This window comes from Phreatobacter sp. GW821-FHT04C01 (assembly GCF_059420385.1).
Genome location: NZ_JBWKTP010000008.1, coordinates 278,356 through 295,211, shown reverse-complemented (window position 1 = coordinate 295,211; position 16,856 = coordinate 278,356). Strand labels below are relative to the sequence as shown.

The following is a 16,856-nucleotide window of genomic DNA, read 5'->3' as shown; positions in this document are numbered from 1 at the left end:
GGGCCGCTCCCTCCGCCTCGGCATCTGGCGACGTCGTTCCGTGGCCGGGCGGCGCACGGAACGACGAGCTCTCGGTTACGGCGTGAACACGAAGCCGGGCGTGATCGCCACATCGGCGGGAATGGCCGGCAGGTCGTTGAACAGGGCCGGCTGCTCGGCCATGACCTTCAGCATGTGGCGCGGCTCGATGTGTTTGTTCACGTCGAAGGTGCCGCGCACGAAGCCGAGCCGGTGCAGGCGGTCGACCGCGCTCCACAGCGCCCGGTAATTATTGGCCGACAGCCGGCGGTCGGCCTGCTGGATGTTGAATTCCATTGCCGCTTCCGCGACATCCGCTTTCAGGCCGGGGATCCAGCGGGTGGCGACCTGCGCCGCGGCCTTGGAATTCTTGCGCATCCACTGGTCGGCCTCGGATACGGCGGCCAGGAATTTCTCGATCGCCGGGCCGTTCCGCTCGATCCACGGCCTGAGGGCGACATTGAAGCCGACATAAGAAATGACGTTGCCGCCGCGCACCACCTCATAGGCGCCGGGCACGTCCTTCAAGGCGACGATCGGCCAGGGATCCCAGCCGGAGAAAGCATCGATGCCGCGGGCGAGCAGTGCCACCGTCATGTCGGGCGGCGGGGTGTTGACCAGGGTGACATCGGCCGGCGTGAGCCCTGCTTTTTCCAGCAGTGCCAGGATGTAGAGGTGGTTGATCGTGCCGAAGGAGGCGGCGATCTTCTTGCCCTTGAGGCTCGCGAGATTGGCCTTGTCGATGCCGCTCTCGGCGCGCGCGATCAGCGCCATGGTGGCGTCCGAACCGCGCCGCGTGGCATTGCCGCTGTAATTGCCGAGCGCCACCAGGTCCATGCCGCGCAGCACGGCGCCGATCATCGGGACGCCGACCTGGACGATCTCGCTTTCGCCCGCCTGCAGCGCGTTCAAAGCGTCGACACCGGTCGCGTAGGGTCGGGCGATGGTGACATCCAGGCCGGCCTTTTCGAAGAAGCCGCGTTCGAGCGCGATCGGCAGGCCGATCTGGTCGATGCCGGTGACCATGCCGGCCTTGAGCTTGGTCATGGTCTGCGCCTGCGCCCAATGCGGCATCAGGCCCGGCGCGGCTATCAGCGTGCCGGCGACGATGGTTCTGCGCGTGATCATGATGCTCCCTCCCTCAGTGGCTCTATCCGCCTGACCCAGTAGAGCCGGGCGATGGCGGTGAGATCGCTTCTTGCGATGCCTCTTAGTTCGACGGTATTGCCCTCCGTGCCGGATACGCGGCCATGGCGCTGGAACGCCAGGATATGGAAGCGCTCGGGTGGAAACGGCAAGGTGATCAAGGCGTTGACCCGAAGTCTTTCGGGAAAGCCTTCGGCGATCTTGGCTGGCGCCGCGACTACGAGCCAGGCTTGCCACGCGAGCCAGAGGACCAGGAGCCCGGCAAGGATCCGGATCTTGGTCGAGGCCAGTGCTGATCGCACCAGGGTCACGCCGACCTCACCAGGCTGAGCACGCGGGCCGACAGGTCCTTGAACTGGTCGTCCTGCACGAGTTCGTCCCAGACACGTGGGCGCGGCAGAGTGACCGCGACCTCTTCTTTCACCCGGCCCTTGGACAGCACGATCACCCGGTTGGCGAGGAACACCGCCTCCGCGACATCGTGGGTGATGAACAGCACGGTCGGCCGCCGCTCCTGCCAGATGCGGGTCAGCTCTTCCTGCAGGGTCATGCGCGTCTGCGCGTCGACGCTGGCGAAAGGCTCGTCCATCAGCAGCACGTCCGGCCGGTTGGCGAGCGCGCGGACCACGCCGACACGTTGCTGCATGCCGCCGGAGAGCTCGTTCGGATAGCGGCCGGCGGCCTCGTTCAGGCCGGCCAGCCCCAGATATTCGCGCGCGATGGCGTCGCGTTCGGGTTTCGGAACACCGCGCATTTTCGGCCCGAAGCCGACATTGTCGAGCACGGTCTTCCAGGGAAACAGCGCAAACGACTGGAACACCACGCCGCGATCCGGACCCGGTCCGTTGATCGGCCGGCCGCCGACCAGGATCTCGCCGCCGGAAGCCGGGATGAAGCCGGCGATCATGTTGAGAATGGTCGACTTGCCGCAGCCGGACGGCCCGACGATGGCGACGAATTCGCCCTCGGCGATGTCGAAGCTGACATCGTGCACGGCGGTGACGTGGACGCCGGCATAGGCGTCGAAATAGGTCTTCGACAGGGATTTCAGGCTGAGCGTCTTCATCGGCTGCGCGTCATCGCGTCACGAGCCCCCATCTTTGTCCCGTGGCCCGTTCGATGGGGGCCAGCACCCAGGCATCGACAATGTACCAGAGGATGCCGAGCACGATCATGCCGAGCACGATCTCGACCACCGAGCCGGCGCGCCGGGCGTCGAACATGAGAAAGCCGATGCCGCTGGTGCCGACGATCATTTCCGCGGCGATCAGCGCGCGCCAGCCGTAGCCGAGGCCGTTGCGAAGCCCCGTGACGATGTTCGGCAATGCGCCGGGCAGCACGACCTCCCACAGGATGCGCAGCGGCGAGGCGCCCAGGCATTGCGCGGCGCGGATCAGATCCTGCTTGACCGAGCGCACGCCGAGCACGGTGCTGAGCACCACCGGAAACAGCACCGTATAGACGATGACGAAGGTCATGGTGGTGAAGCCGAAGCCGAACCAGATGATCAGGATCGGCAGCCAGGCAATGTCGCCGATCGCCTGGAAGAACAGGAGGATCGGCGAGAGCAGGGTGTTGGCGCGGGCGTTGAGCCCGACCAGCAGGCCCAAGGGAATGCCGATGGCCATGCCGACCGCGGCGCCGACCAGCAGCCGGCCGACGCTGTCGGCGAGATAGTCGGGCAGGATGCCCTTGTAGATGAGATCGCCGAACGAGCGGATGACGTCGACCGGGCCGGGAAAGAAGGCGCGCGGAAACAGGCCGGCCTCGGCGACCACGGCCCAGAGCGCGACCAGCGGCACGAAGGGGATGATGCTCTGCAGCGCGGGAAAGCGCGTGGTCGTGCGGACATAGGCGCCATAGGCTTTGAGCAAGGGGGTCATGCCGCGCGCACCATGCCCCAGCGCTCGATGGTGGCGCGTTCGAGCGGCGCCAGCACCAGCCGGTCGATGGCGAGCCAGATCAGGCCGATGACGATCATGCCGAAGACGATGACTTCGGTCCGGTAGAAGTCGCGGGCGACGAACAGCATGTAGCCGAGGCCGACATTGGTCGCGATCATTTCCGCGGCGATCAGGCCGCGCCAGGCAAAGCCGAGGCCGGTGCGAATGCCGGTGACGATATTGGGCAGCGCGCCGGGCAGAAGGACATCGGTGAGCATGGCCAGCGGCCGCGCGCCGAGCGAGGCGGCGGCATGGCGCAGCGGCATCGGAATGGTCGAGACACCGAGCAAGGTGTTGTAGGCGACGACGAAGAACACCGCGTTGAAGATGACGAAGATGATGGCGCCGAAACCGTAGCCGAACCAGAGCGTCGCGATCGGGATCCAGGCAATGCCGGCCAGCACCGAAAAGAACCGGAGCAGGGGTGTCAGGAAGTTCGACACGCCCTGGCTCACCCCCATGGCGATGCCGAGCGGCACGCCGACCAGGATAGCGAGCACCGTGCCGAGCACGACGCGCAGGAGGCTGGCGCCGACATGCTGGAGCAGCGAACCGTCGCGGACGCCGTCGAGCCCGGCCTGGGCGACCGAAACGATATCGGGAAACACTTGCGGCGATATGCCGAACAGCGGCACGACCACCGCCCAGGCCAGCAGCAGGAACAGGAGGGGCGCGGCGAAGGTCAGCGCCTTCAGCGCGCGGTTGGTCTGCCCCATTGCCCAGCTTCTCCCCGCAAACGAGACAATCGAACGCAGTCACAGCAGCAAACGTTTGTGCAGCGATTAGGCACCAGCTTGCCGGCTCCGTCCACGCGTGAATGGCAGGCCGGGTGCATGGCATGATTGCGCGACCGCGCCTTTACTTGGCAGCGCGCGGCCCTAGGCGGGCTTGGCGCCCGCCACCATCCTGCGCCCTGTCACCCGTGCAGGGCGGTGGCGTGGTCCTGGCCGAAATAGGCGCGCTCCAGCCGGCGCGGCAGGTCGGCTTCGGAGGTCGCGGCGGCGAGCACGATCCGGCCCTGGGCCAGGGCATAGACGCGGTCGGAAGCGGCGAGCGCCTTTTCGATGAGCTGTTCGACCAGCAGCACGGCCGTGCCGGCGGCGCGCAACCTGGCGACGACGGCCAGCACCCGGTCGACCAGCACCGGCGACAGGCCGGCCGAGGGTTCGTCGAGCATCAGGAGACGCGGCCGGCGCACCAGCCCTTGCGCCACCGCCAGCATCTGCTGCTGGCCGCCGCTCAGCGCGCCGCCACGCTCGTGGCGCTTCTCGGCGATCTCGGGGAAGAAGCCCAGCGCTTCCTCGACCCGGGCGTTGCGCTCGCCGCGCGGCAGGTCATAGGCCGCCAGCAAGAGGTTGTCGGTCACCGATTGCTGCGTGAACACGCGATGACCCTCGACCACATGGACGAGGCCGGCGCGGGCGGTCTCGCGCGGGCCCCAGCCTTGCAGGTCCTGGCCGGCGAAGTGGACCACGCCCGCAGTCCAGGGCAGCAGGCCGGACACGGCGCGCAGCAGCGTCGTCTTGCCGGCGCCGTTGGGACCGAGCAGGGCGACGACCTCGCCCGCGCCGACCGCCAGGTCGACGCCGTGCAGCACGCCGATCTTGCCGTAGCCAGCTTCCAGCCGGCGGATGTCGATCAGCGGTTCAGGCACCGAGATAGGCACTGACGACCTCCTTGTGCACGCGGATTTCCGCCGGCGTTCCGCTCGCCAGCACCCGGCCGAGATTGAGCACGGTGACCTCGTCGCAAATATCGAAGATCAGGTCGGCATGGTGCTCCACCAGCAGCACGCCGGTACCCCGGCGGCTGATCTCCTTGATCAGCTGGCCGAGCCGCTCGATCTCGATGGTGGCGAGGCCGGCGGCTGGCTCGTCGAGCAGCAGGTAGGCGGGTTTGAGCATCAGCGCGCGGGCGATCTCGACGAAGCGCAATTCGCTGTGCTGCAGCCGGTCGGCGCGGACGTCGGCCAGCGCCTCCAGCCCGACGGTGCGCAGGGTCAGGCGCGCCGCCTCCTCCAGTCCCTGTTCGCTGTGGCGATGGCGCGGCAGCGACAGCAAGGTTTCGACGAAGCTCGACCGCCCCTCAATCCAGCCGCCGATCATAACATTGTCGATGACCGAGGCTTCGCCGACGATCCGCGGCGTCTGGAAGGTGCGCGCGATGCCGCGCCCGGCGCGGGTCTCCGGCGCGCCTCTCTCGAGCGGCGTGCCGAGGCTGACCTCGCCCACGAGGGGGGCGTAATAGCCGGAGATGACATTGAGCGTGGTGGTCTTGCCGCTGCCGTTCGGACCGATCAGCCCATGCACCTTGCCGGGTGCGATGGTCAGGTCGATGCCGTCTATGGCCCGCACGCCGCCAAAGGCGAGCACGATGTCTTTCAGCACGAGGTGCGTCGTCGGCGCATCGGCCCGCAGGATCTCGCCGAGCAGGACCGGGCGCGGCTTGATCGCCCGGTCGTTCGCCAGCGGCTTGCGGTTCCTGGTGTCGAGCAGCGCCGCGATGCCGCCGGGCATGGCCAGCACGATGACCAGCAGCAGCACGGCGTAGAGGAAGGTCGACCAGGCCGCGAGCGGGGCGGCGATCTCCGGCAGCAGGGTCAGCACCACCGTGCCGATCAGCGGCCCGAGGATCGAGCCGCGGCCACCGATCAGCACGGCGATGAAGAACAGGAGCGACAGCTCGAAGGTGAAGGCGTCGGGCGTGATATAGGTCTGCAGGCTGGCGAACAGGCCGCCGGCCACCGCCGCCACCGCGCCGCTGAACAGGAAGATGGTGACGAACAGCTTCGGTTTGGAAATGCCGTTGGCTTCGGCCGCGACATCGGCGTCGCGCACCGCGATCAGCGCCCGGCCGAACCGGCTCTTGGCGACATTCGAGGTCGCCCAGGTGAGCAGCGCCGCGAGCGCGAGGCAGAAATAGAGGAAACCCCAGGCGGTGTTGAACGGCGCCGGCATCTCCGGGCCGCTGATGCCAATGCCACCGCCGGTGACGCCCTGCCAGGCCAGCGCCACCTGGGTGACGATGGTGGCGAAGCCGAGCGTGGTCATGGCGAAATAGAAGGTGCGCAGCCGAAGCGCCGGCAGGCCGACAATGACGCCGAACAGGGCGCCGGCGACGGCCGCGATCGCCAGCGCCAGCAAGGTCGGTACGGGCGGCAGCACATTGCCCGCTGCCAGCACGCTGGTGGTATAGGCGCCGAGCGTCAAAAGCGCGACATAGCCGATGGCGAGCTGCCCGGCGAAGCCGACGACCAGGTTGAGGCCGGAGACCAGCACCCAGTAGATCGCCGCACGGGTGGCGATCAGCGCCCAATATTCATTGCCGGTGAGCGGCAGCAGCAGGCCGAGCCCGAACAAGGCGGCGAAGGGCAGGGCGGTCGGCAGCATGGCGCGCCAGCCGGCGGCCCGGGAACTGACGGCATGGGTGGATCGGTTCATCGGCTCGCTCGCATCCGTCATCACACCCGCCTTGCCTGGTGCGCGCCGAACAGGCCCTGGGGGGCGGCGAGCAGGACGATGATGAACAGCACGAAGACGGCGACGGACGAAAAGATGCCGCCGACCAGGAAATTGGCGGCCTGCTGGAAGATGCCGAGCGCCAGTCCGCCGATGACCGCGCCGCGATTATTGCCGAGGCCGCCCAGCGCCACCGGTACGAAACCGTAGAAGTTCAGGAGCGGGCCATTGGCGAAGAAGGCGAGCAGCAATTGGCCGCCGGAAAAGCCGGCGAGGCCGCCAATGGCGCCGGCGAGCGCATAGCTGGCGATCCTGAGATTGCGCTCGGGCAGGCCAAGGGCGCGGGCGGCGAAATTGTCCTCGGCGATGGCCAGGAAGGCGCGACCGACCAGGGTCTTCCGGTAGAGCAGCTCGAGCCCTATGATCGTCAGTGCGCAGGCTGCCAGTGGCAGCCAGAATTTCTCGTCGAAAATCCCCGAGCCTACGCCGAACAGCTTGGGAAACGGCTGTGGCTCGGTGCTCCATTCGATCGCGGTGACTTGCTGGATCATCAGCGCCAGCGCCAGGGTGGACAACACATAGAGGTGCTGCTCCAGGCTCTTCAGCACCGGCCGCACCGCGACGATCTCGGTGACGACGCCGATCAGCGCGCAGGCGCAAAGCGTCGCGACGAGCCCGATGACCGGCGGCCAGCCGAGCCGCAGCATGAACAGCGAGCCGAACACGCCGCCGAGCATGCCGAGCTGGCCGGCGGTAAAGCTCATCACCCTGGAGGTCGCGAACATCGTGTTGTAGGTGATGCCGATCAGGGCATAGATGGCCCCGACCGCCAAGCCGGACGCCAGGATCGAAGCAAGCATCGTTACCTCACGGTTCGATCGGTTTCTGATTGAAAGGGCGGCCTTGCACGTCGCTTGGCCGTCCTTCGAGGCTCGCAAGAGCTCGCACTTCAGGACGAGGACTGGAGGGAATGGCATCCGGCACGGTGCCGAATGCGCGAAGAGCGCTGTGTTTGGCCTGCCACCTTCATGCAAGGCACATCCGAACCTCATCCTGAGGTGCGAGCTCTTGCGAGTCTCGAAGGACGACCACCCTCTCCGCAAGTCCCAGGATGTTTCGGTCCGGAGCCATCACGCTCAGCCCGAATATCCGGGTGCCAGCGCGAAGGTGCCGTTCTTGGCGGAGCTCGCCTGGGACATCACGACATCGGCGGTCGGATAGCCGTTATGCTGGGTTGGGCTGTAGCTGTAATCGCCGAAATAGCCGTTATATTTGGACAGGCCGTTCCAGTGGGCGATGATCGCCTCGCTCGACGACGAGCCGCGCGCCTCCACCGCCTTGGCCACCATCTCGATGGCGTCGATGCCGCAAGCGACCCACCAGAGCAGCGTGTCGGCGAGGTTCACCTTGCCGGCGAGCCGTTCGACCAGCTCCTGGTTGCGGCCGGGCAGCTTGCCGTCGGCGCCGTAGCTGCAGCTGCGATAGCCGATGGCATAGACCTTGTCCCAATTGGCGGGCTTGTCGACCAGGCCGCCGATCTCGCCCGAGGACAACGAGGGGTGGCCGACGAAGGGCACATCCCAGCCCATGGCGGCGCGGGTGTTCATCATGCGCGCCTCCATGCCGGTGGAGACGCTCCAGACGACGATGGCCTGGGCGCCGGCGTTGCGGGCGCGCAGGAGGTCGGGCGTCATGTCCGGCTGGGTGGCGTCGATATTGGCCTGATAGACCACCTCGGCGCCGTCCTTCTTGAAGCCGGCGACCGAGGCATTGACCGCCGAGACGCCATAACCCGTGGTATCGCCGATGACGGCGACCTTTTTCAGCTTGAGGATGGCGAGGCAATAGCCGCGCACCGCGTCGTCCCACTGGGTGTTGGACGGCGAGATGCGGAAGGCATTGGGGAATTTCTGCACGTCGATCAGCGTGTCGACCACGCAGGGGTGGATGTTCGGCATCTTGGCGCGCGCCATGATCGGCGTCACCGCCAGCGACTCGCCGGAATTGGTCGGCCCCCAGATGGCGTGGACGCGCGCCTGACTGATCAGCTCCTGGGTGGCGTTGACCGCCTTGGTCGGGTCGCCCTGGGTGTCGCGGGTGATCACCTCGACCTTGCGGCCCTTGATGCCGCCGGCGGCGTTGATGGTCTCGGCGGCATAGATGACGCCGCGGTTGAAGCCGACGCCCGGCGCCGAGCTTGGCCCCGTCAGCGCCGCCAGCCAGCCGATCTTGATCGGCTCGTTCTGGGCGATCGCCGGATGCGCCAGGCCGAGCGTGGCGGCGCCGACGGCGGCGGTCGACGTGAATTGACGACGCGTGATGATCATTCCGTCCTCCCTCTTGTTTGCGTTTGGCCGCCCGTCTGCGCGGGTTTCGGCCGGGCCGTCTCAACCCTTCAGGTGCGCGATCATGTCCCGGTTGAAGGTGAAGCCCCAGCCGGGCCGTTCCGGCACGACGGCGAAGCCGTCGGCGAAGCTCAGCTGCTCGCTGTAGAGCTTGGAAAACCAAGGCATGTATTCGAGGAAGACGGCATTGGAGAGCGCGCCCAGCGCCTGGATGCTCGTTTCCGGGAAGAGATGGCTCGACACCGGCACGTCATGGCTTTCGGCCATGTGTCCGACCCGCATGAATTCGCTCAGGCCGCCGACGCGCTGCAGGTCCGGCATCAGGATGTCGGCCGAGCGCAGTTCCAGCATGCGGCGGAAGCCGTAGCGCGTATATTCGGTTTCGCCCGAGGCGATCGGCGTGTCCAGGGCCGCCGAGACGCGCGCCAGGCCTTCGAGATCCCAGGCCGGCAGCGGCTCCTCGAACCAGGTCAGGTCGAACTCTTCCAGCATCCGGCCGAGCCGGATCGCCTGCGCCTCGTTCAGCCCCTGATTGGCATCGGCCATCAGCTTGATCTTCGGCCCGATCGCCTGGCGCACGGCGCGGACACGGGCGATGTCGTCCCTGGGGTCGGAATGGCCGAGCCGCATCTTGATCGCGCCAAAGCCTTCGGCGACGAAGCGGGCGGCCTCTTCGACCAGTTCGTCGATGGAGAGCGACAGCCACAGCCCGCCGCTGTGATAAGCCGGCACCCGGTTCTGCGCGCCGCCCAGCATGCGGTAGAGCGGCAGGCCGGCGGCCTTGCCGGCCAGATCCCACAAGGCGCCGTCGAGCGCCGAGATGCCCATGACGGTGACGCCCTTGTGGCCGAGGAAATTGATGTCCTTCCAGGCACGTGCCGCGAAGCCGGCAATATGGCCGGCATCCTGGCCGATGATCAGGTCGGCGAGTTCCTCGACCATCTGGCGCAGCACCGCGGTGCGCCGGTTGTTCAGCGTGAACACCAGGTTCTCGCCGGTCACGCCCTGGTCGGTATGAATGGTGACCAGGATGCAGCCGCAGTCTTTGAGCGTGCCCAGCGCGCTGCCGATCGGCGCAGGCAGGGGCACGACCACGACCTCGGTCTCGACCTTGACGACCTTCATCATTTGCCCCGCCATTCGCAACGTGTCGTCTCGCCCGTCTGGTAGCGCCGGAGCACGTCCATATCCGGGTCACATCCCAGCCCCGGGCCCTGCGGCAAGCTGAGCTTGCCGTCCCTGGCGCGCACCCAGGGGTCGAAGGGGTTGGCTTCCATGTCGAGCCAGAGCACCTCGACCAGCGGCTTTTCCATGCGTGCCGCGATGATGTGCAAGGTGGCGATGAAGCCAGGGCCGAAATAGGGGCTGTGGGGGGCCACCGCGACGCCATTGGCTTCGCAGAGGTCGAAGACTTTCAGCATCTCGCCGATGCCGCCGACCTTGGTCACACTCGGTTGCGCGATGTCGATCGCGCCGGCCTCGATCAGCGATTTGAAGCCGAAGAGGCCGGCGACATTTTCGCCCGCCGAGATCGGGATGCCATAGGCGCGCACGCTGGCGAGCCCGTCGACATCCTCCGGCGGCCAGACCGGTTCCTCCAGCCAGTAGAGGCCGTCGCCGGCGAGCGAGGCGGCCATGTCGCGGGCGACCGGCGGCGACCAGACGCAATTGACGTCGAGCATGATGGCGGCATCGTCCGCCGCCTGGCGGGCGGCGAGCACGGCCGGTCGGGTCACCTCGTGCAGCTTGATGAAACGATAGCCGGCGGCGCGGGCGGCCGCGGTGTTCTTGGCCACCAGCGTGTCGTCGCCATACATGAGCAGGCTGGCATAGCCGTCCATCGGGCCCGGGTCGCGCCCCCCGAGCAGGCGATAGAGCGGTTCGCCCGCGCGCTTGCCCTTCAGGTCCCACAGCGCGATCTCGATGCCGGACCAGCCATAGACGAAGGAGCCGTTGCGGCCGAGCAGATGCAGGCTGTGCGGGATCTGGCGCGACAGGCCGGCGAGGTCGCCGGCATCGCGGCCGAGCACCAGGGGGCCGACGATCGTGTCGATCGCCGCCTTGGTGGCGGGAATGGCCGCGTGGCCGAAGGCCTCGCCCCAGCCGGTGAGGCCGTCCTCGGTCTCGACCTTGACGACCAGCACGTCGAGCGTCGTCCAGGGCTTGCCGGCAAAGGCCGGTTTGGGGCCGCCCATGTCGAAGGGCAGCGACACGACGCAGGTTTCAACCGCGGTGATCTTCATGGGCCAGGGCATGTCCTCGAAGGCGCCCGGCTCTTGATCGGCCCGGCTGCCATGACGGTCACGCTAGGCAGGCCCGGAAATAAGCTCAATTGCCCTAGCCTTAATTCGCCATAAGATGAACTGATGTCGCTCAGCCTGCGCCAGCTTCAGGTCGTCCATGCGGTCAGCCGCGCCGGCTCGGTGACGGCAGCGGCCGACGGTCTCGGCATCTCGCAGCCGGCGGTCAGCATGATGCTGCGCGACTGCGCCAGGCTCGCCGGCTTCCCGCTGTTCCTGCGCAAACAGGGGCGGCTGCAGCCGACCGCCGAGACGCGGGTGCTGCTGACCGATCTGGAGCGCGTGTTCGACGGCGTCGACCGCATCGGCCGGCTGATCGAGGACATGGGCGACGCTCATGTCGGCACGATCCAGGTCGCCGCCACCGCGACGCTCGCCAACAATATCCTGCCCATGGCGATCGCCAGTTTCCAGCGGGCCCGGCCGCGCATCCAGATCGGCGTGCGCACCACCGACATCCCCAGCGTCATCACCAGCGTGGTGCGCGAGGAGGTGGATCTCGGCCTCGCCTTGTCGCCCTTGACCCATCACGACGCGCGTGCGGCCGACCTCTGCGTCGCCGACCTGGTCGCCATCGTCCATCCCGGCCACGCACTTGCCGGCCGTGAAGCGCTGGAGCCGCGGGATATCCAGCCGTTTCCGCTGATCTCGTTCAGCCGCAGCCAGCCGCTCGGCACCCTGGTCGAGCAGGCCTTCCGCGATGCCGGCCTGCCCAGGCGCATCGCCATCGAGGTCAACCAGACCTCGGTCGCCTGCGCGCTGGCCCGCGCCGGCGCCGGTGTCGCGGTGATCGACCCGTTCTGGCTGATCGAGGCGCGCGAGCACGGTGTGGTCTGCCTGAAATTCCGGCCGAAGACGCCGGTCAGCGCCCAGATCCTGACGCCCAAGAGCACGCCGCTGTCACGGCCCGCGCGGCTGTTCGTGGCGACGCTCCGCCGCACCGTTCAGCGGCTGCAGCGGCAGGGCGCGCTGGCGGTGTGAGGGGGCTCCTGTCCGGCATCGACGCCAAGAGACAAAAGCGCTGATGAATCAACCCTCTCCCAAAGGGAGAGGGTGGCAGCGTCAGCTGCCGGGCGAGGGGTGTTCCATCTCCGGATAAGGCGGCACGCAGCGTGAGGGTTGGTGTCCATTCTCAACGCTTACGCCCCTCACCCGGCGCCTGACGGGGCCACCCTCTCCCTTTGGGAGAGGGTTGGTTCATCAGCGCTTTTCGTCCTCCGCCCAGCCCCGCTAAGAGGCCGATCGCTCGGCCTCTCGTTCTCCGCCGGCCTTGCCCCATCGCGCCCACGGCCTATAGTTCACCAACCTGAACCAGGCGCTGATCCCTTCGATGTCCGACCGGCAGCAACAGTTCATCCAGGAAACGCTGCGGCTCGTTGGGCAGTCGGTCGGCTCCAGCCGGCTCGCCTTCTATTCGGTCGATGACGACTGCAACCTCTACAACTTCGTCTGCCGGCAGGTGCCGACCGAGTTTCATCGTCTCTATCTGCGCGGGATGCATGCGAAGGACCCCTTGCACATGCGCCACCTGTCGGTCCGGCCCGAGCCGGTGCTCTGGCTGGACGAGGCGGCCGACGGGGTGACGGTCGACGATTTCGACGACTATCGCGATTTCATCGCGCGCTTCGATGCAGTCGACACCGCCGAGATGATCTTCCGCGACGAGGGCCGCATCACCGCCGGCATCAGCATCATGTGGACCTCGTCGGATGCCGGGCCGCCGCCGGAATATGATCGCCTGGCCCATGACCTGCAGCGCTACATCGCGTTCAACCTTCCGTTGGTCTTCGCGCCCGCCAAGGTCGTGCCCGGCCGCGCGGCGCGCAGCCTGTTTCATTTCACGCCGCGCGAAGCCGAGGTGGCGCATCTCCTGTGCTGCGGCCGGACCAATTCCGACATCGCCATGTGCCTCGGCATCGGCGTCGCCACGGTGAAGACCCACCTGATCCATATTTTCGAGAAGACCGGCGTGGAGACGCGCTCCGGCCTGGTGGCGCGGCTTTCCGCCATCGACTGAGGGCAGCCCGAACGCCTCCACCGATCGGTTGATTGCCGTGCCAAGGTAACCGGCGATCATTGCGGACAGGACAGACCCTGGCCGGAACCCTCATGACTGCATCGATCTTGCAACCTTTGTCCGCTTCGGACGCGCTCCACGCCGGGCACCCGCTCGATCCCCTGACCGGCGACGAGCTCGCCGCGGCCTGCGCCATCGCCAGGGAGCGCATGACGCTCGATCGTCACGAGCGTTTCGCCATCTCTCGACTTGAGGAACCGGCAAAACCGGAGGTCCTGGCTTTCGACCTTGCGCCTGAGAGCGCGCCGCGGCCGGCGCGCCAGGCTTTCCTCGTGCTGGTCAACACCGCCACCGGCACGTCGCGGGAGGCCATTGTCGACCTCGATCGCCGCGCGGTCGTCTCGGAGCGGACAATCCCGACGGGCGAAGAGCCCTATGGCCAGCCGCCGGTCATGGTCGAGGAGTTTTCCCTCTGCGAGCAGATCGTCAAGGCGGATGCCGGCTGGCGGGCGGCGATGCGTCGGCGCGGGCTGAGCGATGCCGACATGGCGCTCGCCCAGATCGATCCGTTCTCGTCGGGCTATTTCGGCCGCGACTTCGAGCGTGGCCGGCGCCTCGTGCGCGCCGTGAGCTATTATCGCTCGGAGCTCAAGGACAATGGCTACGCCCATCCGATCGAAGGGGTCGTGGCGGTGGTCGACCTGATCGCCAAGCGGGTCATCGACCTCGTCGACGAGGCCGAGGTCGTGCCGGTGCCCAAGACCCGGCACAATTACGATCGCGACAGCTGGAGCCAGACCCGCACCGACGTCAAGCCGCTGCATATCGCGCAACCGGAAGGGCCGAGCTTCAAGGTCGACGGCTGGAAGGTCGACTGGCAGAACTGGAGCTTGCGCATCGGCTTCACGCCGCGCGAGGGCCTGGTGCTGCACCGGATCGGCTATCGGGACGGCGACCGCGAGCGGCCGATCGTCTATCGCGCCAGCGTCACCGAAATGGTCGTGCCCTATGCCGACCCGACCGCCAACCACTATTGGAAGAGCGCCTTCGACGCCGGCGAATATGGTCTTGGCAAGCTTGCCAATGCGCTGGAACTCGGCTGCGACTGCCTCGGCCATATCCACTATTTCGACATTCCCGCGGCCGACGACCTCGGGCAGCCCTTCGTCATGAAAAATGCCGTGTGCATGCATGAGGAAGACTATGGAATCATCTGGAAACACTACGAATTCCGCAACGGCCTGTTCGAGGTCAGGCGCTCGCGCCGGCTCGTCATCTCGTTCTTCGCCACCGTCGGCAATTACGATTACGGCTTCTACTGGTACCTCTACCAGGATGGCACGATCCAGCTGGAGGCCAAGCTGACCGGCATCATCCAGACTGCGGCCGTCGCGCCCGGCAAGAGCTATCCCTGGGGCGGCATGGTGAGCGACGGGCTCGGCGGCCCGACCCACCAGCACTTCTTCAATGTTCGCCTGCACATGATGGTCGATGGCGACGGCAATTCCGTCACCGAGCACGACTTCGTGCCGCGCCCCTGGGGTACCGACAACCCGCACGGCAATGTCTTCGACACGACGAGCAGGCTTCTCGCCCGCGAACGCGATGCCGCCCGCGAGGCCGACGGCCGGACCGGCCGCTACTGGAAGATCAGCAATCCCAATGCCAGGAACAGCGTCGGCAATGCAACGGGCTACAAGCTGGTGGTCATGCCGAGCCCTTTGATGCTGGCGCAGGAGGGCAGTTTCGTCCGCGCGCGCGGCGGTTTCGCCACCAAGCATGTCTGGGTGACGCGCTACGACCCCTCGGAGAAATATGCCAGCGGCGACTATCCCAACAATCATGCCGGCGGCGACGGCCTGCCGTGCTATATCCAGCAGAACCGCGCCATCGCCAACGAGGACATCGTCCTGTGGCATTCCTTCGGCCACACCCATGTCTGCAAGCCCGAGGATTTCCCGATCATGCCGGTCGAATATGCCGGCTTCACGCTGAAACCGAACGGCTTCTTCGCCGGCAACCCGGCCATGGACCTGCCGGGCGAGCGGAACGATGGGAGCGTCGACAGCCGCGACCAGCCAGGCGCCGGGGCGACGTCCTGCTGTGGCGGGTCGCGCTGACCTCGGTATTGACGCCGGGCCGCGCAAGGAGGTCTGTCCGCCTGCGTCCCGACGGCAGGGCGCGGATGGCAGGGCGCGGATGGCAGGGCGCGATTTGGACCTTCGTCCCTCCTAGTTTGTTCGCGCTTCGCCGCCCAGCAGTTCGGCGAACCAGCGGCTTGCCGGGTGCAGCTCGCACAGGGTCAGGATGGCGATGACGATGGGCACGCCGATGAAGGCGCCGGCAATGCCCCATAGAAAACTCCAGAAGAAGACCGCGAACAGGATGATGAAGGGCGAGATGGCCAGCGTGCTGCCGGCGACGCGCGGTTCGAAAACGCTGCCGACGACGAATTGCACAAGGTTCAGTGCGATGAACACGACGACCGCTGTTTCCCAGGAGCCGAACTGCGCCACCGCATGCAGTGTCGGCGCGAAGGTCGCGATGAACGGGCCGATGACCGGGATGTAGTTGAGCAGGAAGGCGATGACGCCCCATTCGGCGGCAAGTTCGAGACCGGCAAGCGATGTCACCGCGAAGACCAGCGCGCCGGTGGCGATGCTCATCAGGCTGCGCACCAGCATATAGCGCCGCAGCTTGGCGGCCGTCCGTGCGCCGCCTTCGAGCAGGACCGTGCCGAGCGCGCGGCCCTCGCGTACGAGCTTGCCGAGCTTCCGGGTGGTTACGCCAACCTCGAGCAGGCCGAGCACCACGTAGATGAAGACGATCAGCGAAAAGGACAGGGTGCCGTTGACCCAGGAGGTGATCTGCTGGATGAGGCGGACCAGCCGACCGGCGTTCAGATGCTCCGACCAGAGCCCGCTGACGGCGACGCCATGGCCCTCGAGCCATTCGACCGCCTGGGTATAGACGAGTTGCAGGCGCGGTGCGTCGCCGATGAGGCTGCGGCCGACCCGGCCGACACCCCAGGTCATCAGCCAGACGAAGGTGGCGATGATCGCGATCGTTGCCACCATGCTGACGACCAGCGCCGGGAGGGCCGGCATGCGCTTCTGCAGCGCCCGCTGGAGCGGCCAGACGAGCGCCAGGATGAACAGCGCGAAAGCCAGCGGCGCGAAGACCGAACTGGCGAGATTGAGCGCTGTGACGGTGGCGATGACCGTCAGGACGCCGATCATGGCTTTGATGCCGGTCAGGCCGCCCGTGGACAACGCCTCGGGGGCGCCGGGCACCGACGGCCGGCGATCGGCGTCTTCCAGCGGGAGATCGGATCGGTTCATGGCTGTTCCGCGGAGGCAATGTCTTGCAGGCCTGCTTCGCGGTAGCCTGGAGCGGGGCGACCAGCCGTTCAACCGGGTTTGTCCTGATGTCGCCCCACGAATGTCCGCTAAGGCGACCGCTGTTTGAGCCTGCCGTTTCGGCATGATCGATATCGGCACTTGTCCAGAGCCGACCCGAGGAAACACCTGATAGCTCCGGCCGCGGGCGGCGGCCAAAGATCGGTTGGTCCGGCGTCCTGCCGGCACATCGCTGGCAGCATGGTCTCGCGCCGGGACAAAGGGCTCGGG

General features: G+C 67.0%; 15 protein-coding genes. 3 read left to right on the top strand and 12 right to left on the bottom strand.

Translation table 11 applies throughout. From position 1 onward, the window contains the following. Nucleotides 1-75: 75 nt before the first annotated feature. The 11 genes from AC07WJ_RS27130 to AC07WJ_RS27080 all read right to left on the bottom strand — a co-directional run bounded on the left by AC07WJ_RS27130 (nt 76) and on the right by AC07WJ_RS27080 (nt 11,153). The gene (locus AC07WJ_RS27130; protein WP_494937804.1) at nt 76-1,146 is read right to left on the bottom strand and encodes an ABC transporter substrate-binding protein; all 1,071 of its coding nucleotides are present in this window, start codon (nt 1,144-1,146) and stop codon (nt 76-78) included. After that, entirely contained in the window at nt 1,143-1,475 is a 333-nt protein-coding gene (locus AC07WJ_RS27125) for a hypothetical protein (protein WP_494937803.1), read from the bottom strand. Before AC07WJ_RS27125 ends, AC07WJ_RS27130 begins: the two co-directional genes overlap by 4 nt. After that, a complete protein-coding gene (locus AC07WJ_RS27120) occupies nt 1,472-2,230 on the bottom strand; it encodes an ABC transporter ATP-binding protein (RefSeq protein ID WP_494937802.1) in 759 nt (252 codons plus the stop codon). The genes AC07WJ_RS27125 and AC07WJ_RS27120 overlap by 4 nt, the downstream gene beginning before the upstream one ends. 10 nt (nt 2,231-2,240) lie before the next feature. Beyond that, nucleotides 2,241-3,047 (bottom strand): ABC transporter permease, encoded by an 807-nt coding sequence (locus AC07WJ_RS27115; protein WP_494937801.1) that lies wholly within the window; start codon nt 3,045-3,047, stop codon nt 2,241-2,243. Further along, complete coding sequence (locus AC07WJ_RS27110) at nt 3,044-3,823, bottom strand: ABC transporter permease (protein WP_494937800.1); 780 nt, start codon at nt 3,821-3,823, stop codon at nt 3,044-3,046. Before AC07WJ_RS27110 ends, AC07WJ_RS27115 begins: the two co-directional genes overlap by 4 nt. A 200-nt stretch (nt 3,824-4,023) precedes the next feature. Continuing rightward, a complete protein-coding gene (locus AC07WJ_RS27105) occupies nt 4,024-4,773 on the bottom strand; it encodes an ABC transporter ATP-binding protein (RefSeq protein ID WP_494937799.1) in 750 nt (249 codons plus the stop codon). Next, on the bottom strand, nt 4,754-6,547 hold the full coding sequence (locus AC07WJ_RS27100; RefSeq protein WP_494937798.1) for a branched-chain amino acid ABC transporter ATP-binding protein/permease: 1,794 nt from the start codon (nt 6,545-6,547) through the stop codon (nt 4,754-4,756). The genes AC07WJ_RS27105 and AC07WJ_RS27100 overlap by 20 nt, the downstream gene beginning before the upstream one ends. A 20-nt stretch (nt 6,548-6,567) precedes the next feature. Further along, nucleotides 6,568-7,425 carry a branched-chain amino acid ABC transporter permease gene (locus AC07WJ_RS27095; RefSeq protein ID WP_494937797.1) on the bottom strand — a complete coding sequence of 286 codons (858 nt, stop codon included), beginning with the start codon at nt 7,423-7,425 and terminating at the stop codon, nt 6,568-6,570. 276 nt (nt 7,426-7,701) lie between these two features. After that, the gene (locus tag AC07WJ_RS27090; RefSeq protein ID WP_494937796.1) at nt 7,702-8,892 is read right to left on the bottom strand and encodes an ABC transporter substrate-binding protein; all 1,191 of its coding nucleotides are present in this window, start codon (nt 8,890-8,892) and stop codon (nt 7,702-7,704) included. Nucleotides 8,893-8,952: 60 nt separating this feature from the next. Next, a complete protein-coding gene (locus AC07WJ_RS27085; protein ID WP_494937795.1) occupies nt 8,953-10,038 on the bottom strand; it encodes a mandelate racemase/muconate lactonizing enzyme family protein in 1,086 nt (361 codons plus the stop codon). Then, entirely contained in the window at nt 10,035-11,153 is a 1,119-nt protein-coding gene (locus AC07WJ_RS27080) for a mandelate racemase/muconate lactonizing enzyme family protein (RefSeq protein ID WP_494937794.1), read from the bottom strand. Before AC07WJ_RS27080 ends, AC07WJ_RS27085 begins: the two co-directional genes overlap by 4 nt. 123 nt (nt 11,154-11,276) lie before the next feature. Between AC07WJ_RS27080 and AC07WJ_RS27075 the strand changes: the two genes are divergently transcribed. The 3 genes from AC07WJ_RS27075 to AC07WJ_RS27065 all read left to right on the top strand — a co-directional run bounded on the left by AC07WJ_RS27075 (nt 11,277) and on the right by AC07WJ_RS27065 (nt 15,347). Continuing rightward, nucleotides 11,277-12,191, top strand: coding sequence for a LysR substrate-binding domain-containing protein (locus AC07WJ_RS27075; RefSeq protein WP_494937793.1), 915 nt, complete (start codon nt 11,277-11,279; stop codon nt 12,189-12,191). 349 nt (nt 12,192-12,540) lie between these two features. After that, nucleotides 12,541-13,227, top strand: coding sequence for a helix-turn-helix transcriptional regulator (locus tag AC07WJ_RS27070; protein WP_494937792.1), 687 nt, complete (start codon nt 12,541-12,543; stop codon nt 13,225-13,227). A gap of 92 nt (nt 13,228-13,319) precedes the next feature. Further along, nucleotides 13,320-15,347 (top strand): primary-amine oxidase, encoded by a 2,028-nt coding sequence (locus AC07WJ_RS27065; protein ID WP_494937791.1) that lies wholly within the window; start codon nt 13,320-13,322, stop codon nt 15,345-15,347. Nucleotides 15,348-15,458: 111 nt separating this feature from the next. Here the strand turns inward: AC07WJ_RS27065 and AC07WJ_RS27060 are convergent, their stop codons facing one another. Beyond that, nucleotides 15,459-16,466 carry an AI-2E family transporter gene (locus AC07WJ_RS27060; RefSeq protein WP_494937897.1) on the bottom strand — a complete coding sequence of 336 codons (1,008 nt, stop codon included), beginning with the start codon at nt 16,464-16,466 and terminating at the stop codon, nt 15,459-15,461. Nucleotides 16,467-16,856 lie beyond the last annotated feature (390 nt).